The organism is Burkholderia sp. 22088 (genome assembly GCF_052045915.1).
Classification (GTDB): Bacteria; Pseudomonadota; Gammaproteobacteria; order Burkholderiales; family Burkholderiaceae; genus Burkholderia; species Burkholderia cepacia.
Genome location: NZ_JBQEPY010000010.1, coordinates 208,466 through 227,158, shown reverse-complemented (window position 1 = coordinate 227,158; position 18,693 = coordinate 208,466). Strand labels below are relative to the sequence as shown.

18 protein-coding genes are annotated in these 18,693 nt (G+C 66.9%); 11 read left to right on the top strand and 7 right to left on the bottom strand.

The genetic code is table 11. From position 1 onward, the window contains the following. Positions 1 to 36: 36 nt before the first annotated feature. The 3 genes from ACTJLD_RS20870 to ACTJLD_RS20860 form a co-directional block, all read right to left on the bottom strand. Positions 37 to 1,293 (bottom strand): oxalate decarboxylase family bicupin, encoded by a 1,257-nt coding sequence (locus tag ACTJLD_RS20870; RefSeq protein ID WP_334002193.1) that lies wholly within the window; start codon positions 1,291 to 1,293, stop codon positions 37 to 39. 380 nt (positions 1,294 to 1,673) lie between these two features. Next, complete coding sequence (locus tag ACTJLD_RS20865) at positions 1,674 to 3,008, bottom strand: type II toxin-antitoxin system HipA family toxin (protein WP_440659530.1); 1,335 nt, start codon at positions 3,006 to 3,008, stop codon at positions 1,674 to 1,676. Between the two features lie 3 nt (positions 3,009 to 3,011). Next, a complete protein-coding gene (locus ACTJLD_RS20860; RefSeq protein WP_021161351.1) occupies positions 3,012 to 3,260 on the bottom strand; it encodes a helix-turn-helix domain-containing protein in 249 nt (82 codons plus the stop codon). A gap of 259 nt (positions 3,261 to 3,519) precedes the next feature. Here ACTJLD_RS20860 and sapR point away from each other — a divergent pair, with 259 nt between their 5' ends. The 9 genes from sapR (at position 3,520) to ACTJLD_RS20815 (ending at position 11,460) form a co-directional block, all read left to right on the top strand. Beyond that, entirely contained in the window at positions 3,520 to 4,407 is an 888-nt protein-coding gene (sapR, locus tag ACTJLD_RS20855; RefSeq protein WP_334009864.1) for a sap1 transcriptional regulator SapR, read from the top strand. Positions 4,408 to 4,434: 27 nt separating this feature from the next. Next, the gene (gene ddpX, locus ACTJLD_RS20850; RefSeq protein ID WP_027791890.1) at positions 4,435 to 4,998 is read left to right on the top strand and encodes a D-alanyl-D-alanine dipeptidase; all 564 of its coding nucleotides are present in this window, start codon (positions 4,435 to 4,437) and stop codon (positions 4,996 to 4,998) included. 61 nt (positions 4,999 to 5,059) lie between these two features. Continuing rightward, the gene (locus ACTJLD_RS20845) at positions 5,060 to 6,661 is read left to right on the top strand and encodes an ABC transporter substrate-binding protein (RefSeq protein ID WP_059496889.1); all 1,602 of its coding nucleotides are present in this window, start codon (positions 5,060 to 5,062) and stop codon (positions 6,659 to 6,661) included. A gap of 10 nt (positions 6,662 to 6,671) precedes the next feature. After that, positions 6,672 to 7,742 carry an ABC transporter permease gene (locus ACTJLD_RS20840; RefSeq protein WP_027791892.1) on the top strand — a complete coding sequence of 357 codons (1,071 nt, stop codon included), beginning with the start codon at positions 6,672 to 6,674 and terminating at the stop codon, positions 7,740 to 7,742. A 67-nt stretch (positions 7,743 to 7,809) separates the two neighbouring features. Beyond that, a complete protein-coding gene (gene nikC / locus ACTJLD_RS20835; protein ID WP_027791893.1) occupies positions 7,810 to 8,724 on the top strand; it encodes a nickel transporter permease in 915 nt (304 codons plus the stop codon). Position 8,725: 1 nt separating this feature from the next. Beyond that, positions 8,726 to 9,640, top strand: coding sequence for an ABC transporter ATP-binding protein (locus ACTJLD_RS20830; protein WP_060359213.1), 915 nt, complete (start codon positions 8,726 to 8,728; stop codon positions 9,638 to 9,640). Beyond that, on the top strand, positions 9,637 to 10,413 hold the full coding sequence (locus ACTJLD_RS20825; protein ID WP_059697443.1) for an ABC transporter ATP-binding protein: 777 nt from the start codon (positions 9,637 to 9,639) through the stop codon (positions 10,411 to 10,413). Before ACTJLD_RS20830 ends, ACTJLD_RS20825 begins: the two co-directional genes overlap by 4 nt. A gap of 129 nt (positions 10,414 to 10,542) precedes the next feature. Continuing rightward, positions 10,543 to 10,797 carry a GlsB/YeaQ/YmgE family stress response membrane protein gene (locus tag ACTJLD_RS20820; RefSeq protein ID WP_027791896.1) on the top strand — a complete coding sequence of 85 codons (255 nt, stop codon included), beginning with the start codon at positions 10,543 to 10,545 and terminating at the stop codon, positions 10,795 to 10,797. A gap of 327 nt (positions 10,798 to 11,124) precedes the next feature. Further along, positions 11,125 to 11,460, top strand: coding sequence for a hypothetical protein (locus ACTJLD_RS20815; RefSeq protein WP_059697445.1), 336 nt, complete (start codon positions 11,125 to 11,127; stop codon positions 11,458 to 11,460). A 66-nt stretch (positions 11,461 to 11,526) separates the two neighbouring features. Here the strand turns inward: ACTJLD_RS20815 and ACTJLD_RS20810 are convergent, their stop codons facing one another. From ACTJLD_RS20810 to ACTJLD_RS20795, 4 genes are all read right to left on the bottom strand, one after another. Further along, positions 11,527 to 12,399: a LysR substrate-binding domain-containing protein gene (locus ACTJLD_RS20810; RefSeq protein WP_027791898.1), complete on the bottom strand. Its 873-nt coding sequence runs from the start codon at positions 12,397 to 12,399 to the stop codon at positions 11,527 to 11,529. Between the two features lie 144 nt (positions 12,400 to 12,543). Next, positions 12,544 to 13,443 (bottom strand): class A beta-lactamase, encoded by a 900-nt coding sequence (gene bla, locus ACTJLD_RS20805; protein WP_060085472.1) that lies wholly within the window; start codon positions 13,441 to 13,443, stop codon positions 12,544 to 12,546. 219 nt (positions 13,444 to 13,662) lie between these two features. Then, a complete protein-coding gene (locus tag ACTJLD_RS20800) occupies positions 13,663 to 14,523 on the bottom strand; it encodes a peptidoglycan DD-metalloendopeptidase family protein (protein ID WP_060319598.1) in 861 nt (286 codons plus the stop codon). A gap of 255 nt (positions 14,524 to 14,778) precedes the next feature. Continuing rightward, complete coding sequence (locus ACTJLD_RS20795) at positions 14,779 to 14,919, bottom strand: hypothetical protein (protein WP_155522853.1); 141 nt, start codon at positions 14,917 to 14,919, stop codon at positions 14,779 to 14,781. A 126-nt stretch (positions 14,920 to 15,045) separates the two neighbouring features. On the opposite strand from ACTJLD_RS20795, the gene ACTJLD_RS20790 reads away from it, so the two are divergent. Next, positions 15,046 to 15,942: a LysR substrate-binding domain-containing protein gene (locus ACTJLD_RS20790; protein WP_027791901.1), complete on the top strand. Its 897-nt coding sequence runs from the start codon at positions 15,046 to 15,048 to the stop codon at positions 15,940 to 15,942. A gap of 482 nt (positions 15,943 to 16,424) precedes the next feature. Beyond that, a complete protein-coding gene (locus ACTJLD_RS20785) occupies positions 16,425 to 18,611 on the top strand; it encodes a hypothetical protein (protein WP_440659529.1) in 2,187 nt (728 codons plus the stop codon). Positions 18,612 to 18,693 lie beyond the last annotated feature (82 nt).

Sequence of the window (18,693 nt, the reverse complement as noted above, 5' to 3'; positions counted from 1 at the left end):
GCATGTCGGCTGCCGGCCGCGGCGGCAGCGGCGGCGTTACAGCGGCACGACGTCGGGACGGTTGCGCGGAAACTGCGCGATCACGTCCGGCGCGACGTTCAGGTGCGCTTCGACGAGCTTCGGCGGCGTATGCGCGAGCCAGTCGGACAGCGACACTTCCGCATAGCGGTCGGTCTTGAAGATCTCGAGGAACACCAGATCGGTGTTGCCGGTGTTCTGCACGTAGTGCCCGAGGCTTTTCTTCACGTAGCCGACGTCGCCCGCGCGGAAGTCGGCCGTCTGCGCCTTCGGCCCCGTGTCGAACACGGTCATCCGTGCCTCGCCCTGCATGTAGTACTGCCATTCATCCGCGTTCGGGTGCCAGTGCAGCTCCCGCATGCCGCCCGGATGCACGGTGACGAGCGCCGCCGCGACGGTCGTCGACACGTTGAAGTTCGTGCTGTCCGCGATCCGCACTTCGCCGCCGCGGGTCTTCCTGACCGGTTTCATGTCGCCGAGCGAGAAGATGAACGGATGCGGCGGCGCCCCTGCCGCCGATGCCGATGCGCGCTGGGCTTCCGCGAGCGGGCCCGGTTCGTCGCCCTGGAAGATCCACAGGTTGTCGAGCGGGATGTTCCGGAATGCGTCGGCCGGCACGCCGAAGTTGAGCGCGAGCACGTCGGGCGGCGTGTGCGCGACCCAGTCGGTCAGCAGCAGCGTGTTGAATTCGGACGCGCGGCCGTTATCGAACGCGAGCAGGAATTCGGCGCCGTCGGTGCCGAGGCCCTGCAGCGAATGCGGCAGGCCGGGCGGGAAATACCAGAGATCGCCGGTTTTCACGTCCTGCACCGATGGCCGCCCGAGTTCGTCGAGCACCGTGATCCGGCACCGGCCGTCGAGCATGATGGCCCACTCGGCCTGCTGGTGCCAGTGCATCTCGCGAATGCCGCCGCGCGTCAGGCGCATGTTGACGCCGGAAATGGTTTCGGAAATCGCAAAATCGTCCTGGGTGACTTCACGCGCCCATCCGCCATTTTGAATTCTTTTATGCGCATTATTGAACGAGGCCCAGAATAACGGCATGCCGTTGATATCGGTGGCCGGCGGATCCTGAAAGGACGGAAACTGGTTGGCGATAGCCGGATTTTTGGGCCCCGGATCGGTCAGGCTCTGACGGTTGCGCGCATTGACCGCGCCTTCCGGCGGACTGTCCGGATTGCCGAACGAGGCGGCCTTGGCCGATACCGCAATACCGGCGGCGGCAATGGCGCCGGCCGTATTCGCCAGCATTCTGCGTCGAGAAAGATTCGTCATGACTTCTCCTTCATTCTTGCGATCAAGTGAATTCCCATTACGGAACACATGCCGTTTTTCGGATTATCGAAAATCGAACATCCCGTCACGCAAGTTAAATACAATTCGACGAATAAATTAAATGAATTATTAACCTGAATTAATGACTTAAGCTGATCGACTTTAATTTTGTAATTATTGCGGTGCAGCGGGATGGCGGGAAGGGAACGGATTTCGGTAAATGAGGGGATACGATTGCGCCCGGTCGTGACGACCCTGCATGGCGACAACACGAGATCGGGATACGACGCGGCCGATTCGAATCACCGATCGTTTCGAGCGGGCCCGTGCGGATGCGGATACGCCGGAAACCGGCGACCTGCGCCGCGACCGGAAGCGGTTCACTCTCGCGGCATCGCGTCGAGCCGTTGCGCGGCAAACCTCAAGCCGCCCAGAATCCGTTCCGCGACCCGTGCCGGAAAGCCGGGCGGCAACGCCGCGGCGACCGATTCGATCACATGCGGCGTCATCGCGACGAGCCGTTCGACGATCGGCGTCGCGATATCGCCGAGCAGGCAGTGCTCGGCCATCGCGCTAAAGTGCCGTCGCGTGATGTCGCGCATCGCATAGTGCTTGCGCTTGCCGTGCACGGCCATCGCGAGCTTCGCCTTGTGCCACGACCACTGGTTCGCGCCGTCGCCTTCGACCGGCCAGATCGACATCACGTCGTAAAGCGGCGTCAGCCGGAAACGGCCGCCCGCCAGCAGGCGCAGGCTGAAGTTCTTCGCATGCCCGTCCGGTGCGGCAAGCATCCAGAACACGATCAGGGCGGCGAACAACGTGTCGAGATCTTCCCGCGACGTTTCGGAGCGGCGCAGGAGGCCTGCGAGATCGGGCACACCGGGGCCGCCGTGCGACTCGTACTTCAGATGAGGCGGCACGCCGAGCGCCTGGCAGAAGTCCTCCTGCGGCAAGCGCAACAGCCACCCGCCATCGCGATGAAACGCACGATCGAAGCGTGCGACGGACAGAACCTTGTGCGCGCCGAAACGCACGATTTCCGCCTGCGCGACCGACAGGCCGAACGCGCGCAGGATCGCGAGGCACAGCCACTCGTTCTCGACGGAGGCCGTCAGGTCGGCCCGCTTGTTGCCGACCAGCCCGAGCGGCAATTTCAGAATATGCGTCGTCGGCGTCGCGCCATGCGGGCGCATCCAGCGCCCGTCATGAAACAGCAGTGCGGTCTTTTCCTGCGCGCCGGCCAGCGACAGCCGGAAATCGTCGTCGTCCCCGCCTGCCGTCGCCACCCCGCTCGCCTGATCGAGCACGCGTGCCACGTCGTCGTCCGACAGCGGCGTACCGTCGATGCGATTCAGGCCGGTCGGCGCATCGTCCTCGCCGAGCAATTGCACCGCGCCGATGCAGTCGCGGCCGAGCGCGGCGAGCAGATCGAACGGCTCGGTCGTCGCCGTGCCGAACCGGGCGGCCAGGCGGCGCCGAATGGCATCGCTGTCCGGCAGCAGGTTGTCGAAGAAGTGATTCACGCGTTCGCCGCGCAGCGGTGCTTCGCCGACACCGAACGGCAGCGACAGCGACAACGGGCGGCCGACGGCTGATTGTTTCCAGTCGGCGTCGTACAGGAGTTCCATGTCGCCGCGCGCGGGAATCCGCCACGTGCCGACCCGCTGGCCGTTCGTCCAGATCGACAATGCGCGCGTGTGCGTTCTGCGTCCCATCGCTTACCACTCGACGTCGGCTGCGTCGTGCCCGTCCTTCGTGCGGATGCTGAGTTCGAGACCGTATAGCGCGGTCAACTCGAGCAACTGACTAAGCGACAGGCTTTCGGTACGCGTGGTTTCGAGCGACGACAGGCGCGACTGGCCCACGCCGATTCTCCCGGCCGCTTCCGCTTGTGTCAGGCCCTTTGCCTGACGCGCGGAAGACAGGATTTCGCCCAGTTGCGCGGACGTATTGACGATGAAGTTCACGGCATGGATCCCCGAAGACAATAAATGCAGTATATGCCTGACAGACATAAACGCAAATTATCTCCATCAGACATAAACGCAAATTATTCCTGACAGAGATAAAACCAAGCCCCTTCCGGCGCGGACCGCCCCACCGTCGAACGCACTTCCGACCCTATCACCTATCCTCACACCATAGTTTTTATCCGCTGGCGCGAATGATTTTGGCTTCGTTAGATGGATGACATTCGATCATCAGACGACAACGATCTAACAGCCGATGACCTGCGCGTTCGCCCGTACCGTCGAATCCCGCTACGCCGAGCTCACGCCGACCGCGAAGCGCATCGCGAGCTACATGCTCGCGAACCTCGACCGGCTCGGGCTCGAAACGGCCGACCAGATCGCGCAGCAGGCCGGCACGAGCGGCATCTCGGTCGGGCGCTTCCTGCGCAGCGTCGGCTACCGCAATCTCGACGACCTGAAACGCGAGCTGCGCGGCGGAGGCGATCGCCCGTGGATGATCACCGACCGGCTCGACGAATACCGCCGCGTCGCGGGTACGCAACCGGCCCACGGCAACGGCAACGGCGATGCCGGCAACAGCCCGCTCGCATCGTCGCTCGAGCGCGAGCTCGACGCGATCCGCCACGTGTACCGCCTCGCCGAAGGCCCGGTGTTCGCGCAGGTCGCCGACCGGATCGCGCATGCGGACGCGGTATTCATCCTCGGCATCCAGTCGACGCGCGGGATCAGCAACGCGTTCAGCAGCTACCTCGAATACCTGCGCCCGCGCGTGTTCTATTCCGACGGCCAGTCGGGCTCGTACGTCGATTCGCTGAACTCCGAATTCGAGCGGCCGTACTGCATCGTCACCGACACCCGCGCGTATTCGCGCAGCGCGCGCCGCTATTGCCAGGCGGCCGCCGAGCGCGGGCAGCCGTTCGCGCTGGTCACCGACCTCTCGTGCCCGTGGGCGCGCGACTGGCCGGCCGACCTGCTGCAGGTGAAGACCGACGTCGGCCAGTTCTGGGATTCGCTCGCACCGCTCACCTGCCTGTTCAACCTGCTGATCACGGCCGTGGTCGACCGCCTCGGCCCCGCGATCGACCGGCGCGTCGCGCGCAACCGCGAACTGCAGCACACGTTCGACCAATTCGAATCCTGAGCGAGCCCGACCGAACCCGAACCGCCAATGAACGACCACCGCCTCGTCGAAATCACGCCCGCCACCCATCGCGTCGACATCGACCTCGTCTACGCGACCGACCGCAACCTGACCGGCAAGCCGATCTACCGCCGCGCGCACTGCCTGCTGCTGGCGCCGGCCGAGGCCGCGTTGCGCCGCGCGGTGAACGTCGCCGCGCAGGCCGGCTTCACGCTGCGCATCTACGATGCGTACCGGCCGCCGCAGGCGCAGCAGGTGCTGTGGGATTTCCTGCCCGATCCGAACTTCGTCGCCGATCTCGGCCGCGGCTCGAATCACAGCCGCGGCACCGCGCTCGACCTGACGCTCGTCGGCGCGGATGGCGAGCCGCTCGACATGGGCACCGGCTTCGACGAGATGGTCGCCGCATCCGGCCACTTCCACGCGGGGCTGCCCGAAGCCGTGCAGCGCAACCGCCTGCTGCTGCTCGGCGTGATGCACGCGGCCGGCTTCGCGCACATCGACAGCGAATGGTGGCACTACGAACTGCCCGGCTCGCATGCGCTGCCCCAGATCGACAATGCGGCAAGCGGCCCGTGGCGCCTGATGTGATGGCCCGACGCATTCTCCCCACCGTTCACGTTCAACGACTTCAACGACACATGGAGCGCAGATGAAACCCCTGACATCCCGGCTCGTCGCGGCGCTGGCCGCCGCATCCGTTCTCGCCGCCGTTCCGCTGTCCGCCGCGCATGCGGAAACGCCGAAGGACATGTTCGTGATGGCCACGCTGCTCGACGAATTCACGACGCTGGACCCGGGCGAGGTCTACGAGCTGGTGCCGGAGGAATACGTCGCGAACACGTACGACCGGCTCGTGCGCGTCGACCTGCGCGATCCGTCGAAATTCAACGGCGACGTCGCGCAGTCGTGGACGGTGAGCACCGACGGGTTGACCTACACGTTCAAGCTGCGCCCCGGCCTCAAGTTCCACTCGGGCAACCCGCTGACGGCCGACGACGTTGCGTGGTCGATCCAGCGCGCGGTGCTGCTCGACAAGGGGCCGGCGGCCGTGCTGACCGGCATCGGGCTCACGAAGGCGAACGTCGTCGCCAACGTGAAGAAGCTCGACGACCTGACGGTGTCGGTCACGACCGACCAGAAGTACGCGCCGACCTTCGTCCTGAACGTGCTGGGCTCCTGGCCCGCCTCGGTGCTCGACAGGAAGCTGCTGCTGTCGCACCAGCAGGGCAGCGACTTCGGCAACGCGTGGCTGAAGACCAACGAGGCCGGCTCCGGCGCGTACAAGCTGGTCAAGTGGACCGCCGGCGACAGCGTCGTGCTGCAGCGCTTCGACGGCTACCGGCTGCCGCTCGCGATGAAGCGCATCGTGCTGCGCCACGTGCCCGAAGCCGCGAGCCAGCGCCTGCTGCTGGAGAACGGCGACGTCGATGCGGCACGCGACCTGAGCCCCGACGATCTGGCGTCGGTCGTGAAATCCGGCAAGGCGAAGGTGTCGGCATCGCCGCAGGCGACGCTGCTGTATCTCGGCCTGAACACGAAGAATGCGACGCTCGCGAAGCCCGACGTGCAGGAAGCGCTGAAGTGGCTCGTCGACTATGCGGGCATCCAGGGCAACGTGGTGAAGACGACCTACAAGGTCCACCAGACCTTCCTGCCCGAAGGCTTCCTCGGCACGCTGAACGCGAACCCGTACCGGCTCGACGTCGCGAAGGCGAAGGCGCTGCTCGCGAAGGCCGGCGTGCCGAACGGGTTCTCGGTGACGATGGACGTGCGCAACGATTATCCGTACACCGAAATCGCGCAGGCCGTGCAGGCGAACTTCGCGCAGGCGGGCATCAAGGTGCAGCTGATCCCCGGCGACAACAAGCAGACGCTCGCGAAATACCGCGCGCGCCAGCACGACATCTACATCGGCGAATGGTCGGCCGACTACATCGATCCGCACAGCAACGCGCAGGGTTTTGCGTGGAACCCCGACAATTCCGACAAGTCGAGCTATAAAATGCTGGCCTGGCGCAACAGCTGGGACATTCCGCAACTGACGAAGGAAACCGACGCCGCGCTCGCCGAGCCGACCGCCGCGAAACGCGCGCAACGGTATCAGGCGATGCAGAAGGAGATGCTCGCGCGCTCTCCGTTCGTGATCATGTTCGAGAAAGTCGCGCAGGTCGCGACGCGGCCCGGCGTGAGCGGGCTCGAAGTCGGGCCGATCAACGATCTCGTGTCGTACCGCAACCTGAAGAAGCAATAAGATTCACCGCATGTCGACTCCCGCCTCCTCCCTCGAAGCCCTGCGCACGCTGCCCGCGCGGCGCCCGGCCGTGCGCTGGGCACTGCGCGTGCTGCGCTGGACGCTCACGCTCGCCGTCACGTTCGCGGGGCTGCTCGCGCTGACGTTCGTGATCGGCCGCAAGGTGCCGATCGACCCCGTGCTCGCGATCCTCGGCGATCGCGCGTCGGCCGAGGCGTATGCGGCCGAACGCATCGCGCTCGGGCTCGACAAGCCGCTCGTCACGCAATTCCTGATCTATGCGCGCGACGTGCTGCACGGCCATCTCGGCATGTCGCTGCTGACCGCGAACCCCGTGCTCGACGACATCAAGCGCGTATTCCCGGCCACGCTCGAACTGGCGACGATCGCGACGCTGATCGGCATCGCGATCGGCGTGCCGCTCGGCGTCGCGGCCGCCGTGAAGCACAACCGTCCGATCGATCACATCGCGCGCTTCGTCGGGCTGATCGGCAATTCGGTGCCGGTGTTCTGGCTCGGGCTGATGGGGCTGCTGCTGTTCTACGCGCGGCTGCACTGGGTCGGCGGGCCGGGCCGGCTCGATCCCGTGTACGACGGGATGGTCGACCCGCGCACGGGCAGCCTGCTGATCGACGCGGCGCTCGCGGGCGAATGGGACGTGTTCCGCAACGCGGTTTCGCACATCGCGCTGCCCGCCGCGATCCTCGGCTACTACTCGGTCGCGTATCTCAGCCGCATGACGCGCTCGTTCATGCTCGACCAGTTGAGCCAGGAATACATCGTCACCGCGCGCGCGAAGGGCTTGCCGGAGCGCCGCGTGATCTGGCGGCATGCGTTCGGCAACATCGCGGTGCCGCTGCTCACCGTGATCGCGCTCACCTACAGCAACCTGCTCGAAGGCTCGGTGCTGACCGAGATCGTGTTCGCGTGGCCGGGGCTCGGCTCGTACCTGACCGGCGCGCTGCTGAACGCCGACATGAACGCGGTGCTCGGCGCGACGCTCGTGATCGGCGCGATGTTCATCACCGTCAACCTGCTGACCGACGCGCTGTACCGCGTGTTCGATCCGCGCGCGCGCTGAGACGCCGACACGACATGACAGCTTCCACCCTGCTTCTTTCATCGCCCATGCCGAAGGTCGTCCAACCATGAACGCCGAGCGTCTCACGCTGCGCGCGTGGCTGCTGTCCGACGCACCCGCCTCGCGCTCGCAGGCCGCACTCGGCCTCGCGTATCGCCGCTGGCGCCGTTTCGCCGGCAACCCGCTCAACCTGTTCGGGCTCGCGATCCTCGTCGCGCTGATCGTCGTCGCGATCGTCGGCCCGCTGATCATGCCGCACGATCCGCTGCGCCAGGTGCTGTCCGACCGGCTGCTGCCGCCCGGCTCGCCGTCGCACTGGCTCGGCACCGACCAGCTCGGCCGCGACATCCTTTCGCGGCTGATCGCCGGTTCGCGCCTCACGCTCGGCATTGCGCTGCTCGTCGTCGTGATCGTCGTGCCGATCGGCCTCGCGATCGGCACGACGGCCGGCTATTGCGGCGGCTTCGTCGACAGCGTGCTGATGCGCATCACCGACATCGCGCTCGCGTTCCCGAAGATCGTGCTCGCGCTCGCATTCGCGGCCGCGCTCGGGCCCGGCGTGATCAACGCGGTCGTCGCGATCTCGATCACCGCGTGGCCCGCGTATGCGCGGCTCGCGCGCGCGGAGACGATCCGCATCGCGCAGGCCGACTTCATCCACGCCGCCCGCCTGCAGGGCGCGTCGGGCCCGCGCATCCTGCTGCGCTACATCGTGCCGCTGTGCATGTCGTCGGTGATCGTGCGCGCGACGCTCGACATGGCCGGCATCATCCTGACCGTCGCGGGCCTCGGCTTCCTCGGCCTCGGCGCACAGCCGCCGAGCCCCGAGTGGGGCTTCATGGTCGCGTCGGGCCGCAACGTGCTGCTCGACGCGTGGTGGGTCGCGACGCTGCCCGGCTGCGCGATCCTGCTCGTGAGCCTCGCGTTCAACCTGCTCGGCGACGGGCTGCGCGATGTCTTCGATCCCCGTCATGGAGCGTGACATGCCGATGAACCCCGCCCCCACGCCCGCGCCGCTGTGCGAGATCGACGGCCTGAAGATCGGCTTTCGCGGGCACGACGGCACCGTCACCGATGCCGTGCGCGACCTGTCGCTGACGCTCGCGCCCGGCGAACGCCTCGGCATCGTCGGCGAATCGGGCTCCGGCAAATCGCTGACGGGCCGCGCGCTGCTCGGCCTGCTGCCCGACGCCGCGCGCTGGTCGGCGCGCACGATGCGCTTCGCGGGCCACGACCTGCTCGCGATGTCGCCGCGCGAACGCCGGCGGCTGTGCGGCAGCCAGATGGGCATGATCCTGCAGGACCCGAAATATTCGCTGAACCCGGTGATGACGGTCGCCAAGCAGATGGGCGAAGCGTTCCGGCTGCACGAGCCCGGGCTGCGCGGCCGCGCGCTGCGCGAGCGGATCGTCGATGCACTCGCGGCCGTGCAGATCCGCGACCCGGCGCGCGTCGCCGATGCGTATCCGCACGAGCTGTCGGGCGGCATGGGCCAGCGCGTGATGATCGCGATGATGGTGTCGACCGGCCCGCGCCTGCTGATCGCCGACGAGCCGACCTCCGCGCTCGACGTCGCCGTGTCGATGCAGGTGCTCGCGGTGCTCGACGCGATGATCGCGCGCCACGACACGGGCCTGATGTTCATCAGCCACGACCTGCCGCTCGTGATGTCGTTCTGCGATCGCGTCGCGGTGATGTACGCGGGCCGCGTGGTCGAAACCTGCGCCGCGCGCGACCTGCGCAACGCTTCCCATCCCTATACGCGCGGGCTGCTCGCGGCGAACCCGCCGCTCGCGAACCCGCCGGACGAACTGCCCGTGCTGCGGCGCGATCCGGCGTGGCTCGAACCCGCGCCGCATGCCGGCACGCCCGCCGATCGACAGGAGGCCGCACGATGATCGACGTCGATCACGCATCGATCCGTTTCCCGACCCGCACGGGTCACGTCGACGCCGTGCGCGATGCGAGCTTCGCGGTGCGCGACGGCGAGGTGTTCGGGCTCGTCGGCGAATCGGGTTCCGGCAAGTCGACGCTGCTGCGCGCGCTGACGGGCCTCGTGCCGCTCGCGTCCGGCAGCCTGTCGATCGACGGCCGGCCGGTCGGCGGCACGCCCGATCGTGCATTTCGCCGCCACGTGCAGATGGTGTTCCAGGACCCGTACGCGTCGCTGCATCCGCGCTTCACGGTCGACCAGACGCTGCGCGAACCGCTGTCGATCCACGGCATGAGCGACACCGATGCGCGCATCGCCCGTGCGCTGTCCGAGGTCGGCCTCGGCCCCACGTTCCGGTTCCGCTATCCGCACCAGTTGTCGGGCGGCCAGCGGCAGCGCGTCGCGATCGCGCGCGCGCTGATCGTCGAGCCGCGCGTGCTGCTGCTCGACGAGCCGACGTCCGCGCTCGACGTGTCGGTGCAGGCCGAGATCCTGAACCTGCTGCGACGCCTGCATCGCGAACGCAACCTGACGATGATCCTCGTCAGCCACAACCTCGCGGTGATCGGCTTCCTGTGCCAGCGCGTCGCCGTGATGCAGCAGGGCGAGATCGTCGAGCAGCTCCGGATCGAGGACGTGCGGGCCGGGCAGGTGGCGCGCGACTACACGCGCACGCTGCTGAACGCAACCGAAGGCTATCGTCGTCTCGAGCCTGCGCCGGGCGCGCCGGCTGCGTGACATCCGCACGTCGCGCCGCCATGCGATACTCGGCACGCCACGCGCCGGCTTGCCGCCGCATGGAACCCTTGTGCGCCGCACGGGTCAACTTCGTTTCATCAACAGCTCAACCGCAATAGGGAGGCGTTCATGCTGCAATTCATCGAAACCCTGGTCGTCGGGCTCATCGTCGGCCTCCTCGCCCGCGCGCTCAAGCCCGGCGACGACAAGATGGGCATCCTGATGACCGCCGTGCTCGGCATCGTCGGCTCGCTGATCGCCGGCTACGTCGGCCGCGCCGCCGGCTGGTACTCGCCGGGCCAGGGCGCGGGCTGGATCGCGTCGATCGTCGGCGCGATCGTGCTGCTCGTGATCGTCGGCGCGGTACGCAAGCGCATGAACTGAACGGCGCACCTTCGCCCCAACGCAAAACGCCGCTCGAGACGAGCGGCGTTTTTGCATTCCGGACGGCGCGAGCCCGTTGCCCGCACAACGGTCGCGACGACCGTTCGCCGTTCGATCTTATCCCCCCGGCTTTTCCCTGACTTGCGATTGCGCAGATTCGGCCTACATTGATTCAAGCAATTCGCAATCGTTTGCCTATAGTCATTATTTCGATTTTTTCATTCAAGAGGCCCAATGGTTTTGCCGTTTACGCATACAGCATCGCGGCGTTGACGGACTGCCACCCGAGCGGCCCCGCTGCGACGCGCTTCCTCTATGGAGCCTGTCATGAAGCACCGCCATATCGCCGCCTCGTTCGCCCTGGCTGCCTCGCTTCTGGCCACTTCCTCGTCCTTCGCCGCCGGCGCGTCCGGCATCATCCACTTCTCCGGCATGATCGTCGAGCCGCCCTGCTCGTTCGCGCTCGATACGCCCGATCTCGCCAATGGGCGCGTACGCGCCGACTGTCCGCGCCCGGCAACCGGCCAGATCGCGTTCGTCGACGCGGCGAGCCAGCAGGCGATCAAGACCACGACCTTTACTCAGGCCTCGCGCGCAATCGTTTTACCGAACCGTCCCGGCAACAATCACGCACCGATGATCGCGGTCGTGACATACCAGTGAAGCCGCTCGCCGGCGCGACGCCCGGCGGGTTCCGCTCGCCGGTTCGGTGAACGCGCGCGGCGCCGCTCAGTCGCGGTGGCGCGCGATCCAGTCGCTGAACGCGCGGATCTTCTGCTGGTTGCCGATGTTCTCGGGATAGACGAAGAAGTAGCGCGCGCCCGTCTCGAGCACGAGATCGAACGGCCGTTCGAGCCGGCGCGCGCTGACGTCGTCGTCGACGAGCGTCACGTCGCCAACCGCGACGCCCAAGCCCTGCATCGCCGCGTTCGTCGCGAGATCGAGCGTGTCGAACGTCGGCCCGCGCGCGGGATCGACGCCGCGCTCGCCCGCGTAATCGAGCCAGGCGCGCCAGTCGCGATGGTCGCGGGTCGGATGCAGCAACGTGTGACGCACCAGGTCGCCGACCGAGTCGAGCGGCGACGTCTGCCGCAATTCGGGCGCGCAGACGGGCGTCAGCCGCTCGTCGAACAGCGGCAGCGCGAACACGCCCGCGCCCGGCGACGTGCCGTAGACGATCGCCGCGTCGAACGGCTCGGTCGAGAAATCGACGACGTGCTGCCACGCGGTCGTGATCTGCACGTGGAGATCGGGATGCTCGTCCTGGAAGCGCATGATGCGCGGCAGCATCCAGCGCATCACGCAGGTCGGCACTTTCAGCGCGAGATCGGTGCGCTGCCGCGTGAGCTTCATCGAGATGTCCTCGATCCGCGCAAAGCTCTCGTTGACGACCGGCAGCAACTGCTCGCCTTCCGCCGTCAGCGTGAGGCCCTTCGCATGCCGCTTGAACAGCGGAAAACCGTAATGCGCCTCGAGCGTCTGGATCTGCCGGCTCACCGCCCCTTGCGTGACGCACAGCTGCTCGGCCGCGCGGGTGAAGCTGCGGTGGCGGGCCACCGTCGAGAAGATCTGCAGTGCGTGCAGGGGCGGAAGTCGGTGCATGAAGAAGGCAAACGCAAAAACGGCGCGAAAGGGCCGCGCGCCGGCTCCGGCGCGCGCTGTCCGACACGATAAGCCAAACGCCGGTTTTGCGCGAGGCGCGAGGCGTTAGGGCCTGTTCACGCTAATAACGGGCTTGCGCTGGCCCTAGGCCGTCGCGGTGAGCGCGCCCGCCACGATGCGCGCCGCCGACGCGACGACGTCCGCGCGGGCCGCCGCCGCGGCTTGCGGCTGCGTGAACGATACGGCCATCACGATCGGCGCACGCGACGGCGGCCACAGCACGGCGACGTCGGCCGTCGTGCCGTAACCGCCCGTGCCGGCCTTGTCCGCGATGCGCCAGCCCGGCGGCACGCCCGCCGCGATGCCGGTCGCGCCGCGCGCGCCGCCGACCATCCATTCCGTCAGCTGCGCGCGCTGCGGTTCGGGCAGCGTGTTGCCGAGCACCAGCCGCTGCAGTGTGTCGATCATCGCGACCGGTGTCGACGTGTCCCGCTCGTCGCCGGGCGCCGCGTGATTCAGTTCGGGTTCCCAGTGATCGAGGCGGAACGACGTGTCGCCGCTCGCGCGCGCGAACGACGTGACGGCCTGCGGGCCGCCCAGCACGCCCATCAGCAGGTTGCCGGCCCCCTTGTCGCCCGACTGCAGCATCGCCACGCACAGCTGCTCGATCGTCATGCCCGTGTCGACGTGGCTTTCCGTGACCGGCGAGCCCGACACGATTTCATAGCGGCGGTAAAGAATCCGGCGCGGCAGCAGCGACGCGTCGAGCGAGCCGCGCGCGAGCATCGCGGCGGCCGCGACGACCGCATACGTGCCGCACAGCGGGAAGCGTTCGCGCGCGTGGTGAGCGATGCGCACGCCGTTCGACGTATCGAGCGCGGCGACACCGAGCCGGCCATTCGACGCCTTCTCGAGCGCGGTCAATTCGGCCTGGGCGGCGTGGGCGCGCCCCTGGTCGGCGACCGGCGCGGACGTGCACGCGGCGACGAACGGCGCGGCCACGGCGGCAAGCAACAGCGAGCGGCGTGTCGGAGAGTGTTCCATGGATGAGGTGTGTTCTGTCTTCTGTCGGAAACGGTGGCACGAAGCGACGCGGGCACGCCTTAACGAAGCGCCCCCGTTCGCGCCGGCGGCCGGCCCGCGACAGCATTCACCGCGCATCCCCGAAAGACGGCCGTCGGCCCCGCGCGAAGCACGGGACTCGCATGAACAGGCCCTAGCGTAGCAGCGACCGCCGCCACGTTCCAGCGAAACGACCTGGCCTCACCCTTGCGACGAAGGCAGGTACGGCATCGGATTGACCGGCTTGCCGTCGCGCCGCACTTCGAACAGCAACGCGACGCGCGAGTTGTCGAGGTCGCCCATCTCGGCGATCTCGTCGCCCTGGCGCACGATGTCGCCCGTCTTCACGAGCAGCTTGCGGTTGTGCGCATAGGCGGTCAGGAAATCCGCGTTGTGCTGGACGATGATCAGGCTGCCGTAATCGTTCAGGCCGGTGCCGGCGTACATCACGCGGCCGTCGGCCGCGGCGCGGACCGGGTCGCCCGGCCGGCCGGCGATCTGGATGCCGCGGTTCTGCCCCGGCCGGAACCCGTCGACGATCTTGCCGTTGGCGGGCCACTTGAGCGCGACACCGCCTGCATGCCGCTTCGTTTCCTTGACGACCTGACGGTCGCTCGCGGTCGACGCGGTGGCCTGCGCCGATGCCGGGCTGCTCCCCGCGCCATTGCTCGCAGCCGACGAGGCGGCCACCTGCATGCCGGCGGCGCCCGGCGGCGGCAACGGCTGCTGCCTGACGATGCGCAGCACCTGCCCCATGCGCAGCCTGCCGTTCGCGCCGAGCTTGTTCCAGGTGCGCAGGTCGGCAATGCTGCAGCCGTTCGCGGACGCGATGCCCGTCAGCGTGTCGCCGCGCTTCACGACGTACTTCTGCGCGACGAGAATCGGCGCGGGAGGCGGGGTGGCGGCCGCCGGCGCAACGGCCGGCGGGCTCGACGGTAACGACTGTGCCGCCAACGTGTCGCTCGGCGGAACGGACTGCGTGCTTGCACAACCGGCCATGACGAGCACGGCGGCCAGGCCCGGCAGCCACGCCGCGTGACGGTGAATCTCGTGCGATTTCATGGACGATCCGACTCCGGTTTGACAATCTTTCAAGCATCTCAAAAACGGAACGGCCGACGTGTAACCGGATGAAAACAATGATGACAAACGATCACGAACCGGATGCCGGCCGGCATTCGCTACCGGTAATACGGTCCGATTCGGAAAAACTTGATGGTTTTTTCGCGTGAAAACGGAAGAATTTTCGTTTCGTAAAACTATGACGAACTCGTTTTGATAGGCGTCGCAGCCTGCCACTGCTGCGCGCCGCGACGCTCAACGCAGCCACGCGGCGAGTTCGGAACAGGCCCACGCGATGCCGATGCACAGGAACAGCACGTGCAGCGCGATCTTGAACGACACGCCCCACGACGGATCGATCCGCATGACAGGCTCCCCCGGTTGATGTGCGGCCATGATCCGTCATCGATCGCGCCCCGAAAATACGGAACCGGCGAATCGGGCCTCAGGCTAAGCCTGAGACCCCGGCCGCGGTTCCCTGCTAACTTATCGGCCATTCCAACGCGATCGCCCCCACCCATCATGCGCTTCGACCTGACCGACCTGCGGCTCTTCCTGAACATCTGCGAGGCCGGCACGATCACGAGCGGCGCCGAGCGGACCCACATCACGCTGCAGGCCGCGAGCGAGCGCATCCGCGGCATGGAGGACGAGCTCGGCGTACCGCTGCTGCACCGGACCAAGTCGGGCGCGCAGGCCACCGACGCAGGCCGCGCGCTCGAACACCACGCGCGCACCGTGCTGCAGCAGATCGACCACATGCGCGGCGAACTGCAGCAATACGGCCAGGGGCTGCGCGGGCATATCCGGCTGCTGTGCAACACGGCGTCGCTGAGCGAATACCTGCCCGATGCGCTGGCCGACTACCTGCCGCATCATCCGAAGCTGTCGATCAGCGTCGAGGAGCGCTCGAGCCAGGAGATCGTGCATGCGATCCGCAACAAGACGGCCGAGGTCGGCATCGTCGCCGATTCGGTCGGGCTCGGCGGGCTCGAACAGAAGCCGTTCCGCGAGGACTGGCTGATCGTCGTCGTGCCGGCCGCGCATCCGCTCGCGTCACACGACAAGGTCGCGTTCGACACGATCGCCGACGCCGACTTCATCGGCCTCACCGACGGCAGCGCACTGCAGGTGCATCTCGCCGACCAGGCGCGCGCGCTCGGCAAGCGGATCCGCTACCGCGTGCAGTTGAAGAGCTTCGATGCGATCTGCCGCGTGATTGCCAGCGGCGTGGGCATCGGCATCGTGTCGCGCCATGCGGCCGAACGTGCGATGCAGACAATGGACGTGCGGCTCGTCGAGCTGTCCGATCCGTGGAGCCACCGTCGCCTGAAGCTGTGCGCGCGGTCGTTCGACGCGCTGCCGAAGTACACGCGCGAATTCGTCGCGTTCCTGTCCGGCGAAACCGCGCCGAGGTGACGCGCGTCGCTCGCGGTCGATGCCGCGATGCATGCACGATTCACTTCGATTCTTATGGATAACGTTTTCTCTCTAAATCCGGCGCGCATATGTCGCCGGATAGTCTCTCTGCTCGCCGCGTCCGCATCGACCTCCCGCGCTTCACCTCGTCACGACCGAAAGAAATCCCCGTAATTTTTGCGGCATTCCAATCTGTCGCTCCATTTCCTCGTACCCCGCCATCCGGGTTTTTCCCGGCGCGTTCGACGTGAAAGTTCATTGACATCACGCCGCTCGATGCCTAAATTTGGAAAACGTTTTCCAATGCATCCGCGCGACGCCGGCCACGGCCCGCGCAGGGAGAACGCTTGCCCGCTCGAGTAGTGATTCAGGCCGTCCGTCTTCAGGGATCAGGGTTGCAAGGCGGCGGCCAGGCACGGGCATCGAGCGCGGCGACGGCCACCCCCGCCCGTCCCTCATCACTATTCAAGACTGGAGACACAATGCATCCGCGCAGCAGATTCGCGCTCGGCGCCGCGCTCAGCGCCCTTTCCGTCCTGTTCGTCAGTGCCTGCGGCGGCAACGACATCACCGATCCGCCGTCTTCGTCGTCCCCGCCGTCGAACTCGACGCCGACGTCGCCGCCCGCCTCCGCGCTCGCGGCGAACTCGCTGCAGGCGCTCGTCTACGGCGCGGCCGATACGCGCGTGCCGGCCGGCACGGATACGCCGATCACGATGATGGGCCAGATGCGCGCGCTGTTCGACCTGATCCGGAAGTCGCCCGACTTCACGCAGGTCGCGATGGATCTCGGCGACGGCACGCCCGTCCACGTGCTCGACACGAATACCGGCGACAAATTCCTGCCCGGCAAGCTCGCGCTCGGCCTGTCATACATCCTGATCGACATGAAGTCGAAGAACGATCCGCAATACGCGAGCTACCTCGCGACCTACCAGAAGATCACGACCGCGATGATGGCGCAGTCGGGCGGCAACTATGCGTATGCGAACACGTCGTGGGGCGAGTACTACTATCTCGTCGCGCTGAACAACCTGCAGGCGCACGGGATGCTCAACGAAGTCTTCAGCGACGCGATGCTCGCGACGCTGCAGCAGCGGCTGCGGTTCTGCGACATGTTCGGCCCCGACGCGAGCGGCAAGGTCGACACGTGCCCGGCCGCCGGCACGCCAATCGACATCGCGTCGCTCAACACCGCGCAGAACTACTACGCGGTGTCCTACGGAATCGCCGGGCTGCGCCAGAAGCTCGGCTGGAGCAGCCCGTCGTTCGCGTCGAAGACCGATCCGTCGGTCGCGACGATGGGCGCGCGCGACGCGCTGCTGTACACGCTCACGAACCATATCCGCAACGACTCGTCGGGCGGGTTCTCGGACGAAGCGTCGAACACGCACACGACCTACTACGACCAGGCGCGCTTCGACCGCTACAGCACGCTGCTGATCGGCGAAGTGACCGAGCGCACGTTCGAGATGGGCAACGAAGCGAATTTCACGCCGGAACTGAAGGGATATCTGCGCAAGTCCGTCGACCTGATCCTGCCGCAGCTGAACGGCGACGGCGAAGGCTTCAACTACGGCCGCTCGATCGGCCCGTACGGCGATTCCGCGTTCATGGAAGTGCTGACGGCCGCGGCCAACGCCGGCGTGCTGTCCGACCAGGAGAAGCAGGTCGCATACACGTTCATCACGAAGGCGGCGCATCGCTTCGACACGTTCTGGTACGACCCGTCGCTGCCGACGCCCTCGGTGAACATGTGGGTCAAGGGTCGCGGCACGGACGCGTATCGCGGCAAGCCGCGCGTGATGGGCGAGAACTTCAGCCTGCTGCACCAGTACCTGTACGTGAACGCGTGGTGGAACAAGCTCGGCTTCGGCGGCAAGGCACCGATGGCCGACGCCGACTACAACGCATGGCTCGACGCGCTCCCGCACTACACGCTCACCTGGTACAACCAGCCGAACGACCCCGCGCATCCGTACAGCGCGGCGCTGGTGACCGTGCGCGACGGCCGGCGCGTGATCAACCTGAACCTCAGCCAGGCGCCCGACTACAACTCGTTCACGCCGTACTACCCGGTGCCGTCCTCCGACAAGCTGACCTACGGCACGACCGATCTCGGCTACGCGTTGCTGATTCCGCAGGTGTCGTACAACGGCAAGACCTACATTCCCGTCACGTACTACAGGAACCTGAATGTCCAGCAAGGCAACGGGCAGGTGATCGTGTCGTTCGATACCGCGAAGTTCCGGCTCGCATCGAAGAACGCGGCGTACACGACGGATCTCGATCTCCAGGTGCATACGGTGCTGACGTTCGCGCACGGCTCGGTGGCGCGCAGCGACACGCTGAGCACCGGCACGCTCACCGGCAACCTGTCGGTCGAAACGGACTTCACGTCGTTCGCGGATTTCGCCTCGACGCAGGCCAACGGCGACGGCGTGTCGGTCACGTACGCGAACAGCCCCGCAACCGGCTATGCGGCGACCGGGTTCGACAACTGCGCGCTGTCCGCCTTCGATACGGTGAACGGCACGACGAATCCGCTGTCGACGACGCCGATCGGCCAGTTGCATTCGAACTTCGCGTGCACGACGAAGCCGTTCGCACTCGGCGCGGGCGCGACCCGTACGTTCGGGTGGACGCTGAAGTACGCCGACCCGGCCTGAGCGGGGTGGCCCGCGCCCGGTGAATGCGCCCGAAGCCGGTTTCGACGACCGGCTTCGGGATCGTCACGGACAGCGGGCATCA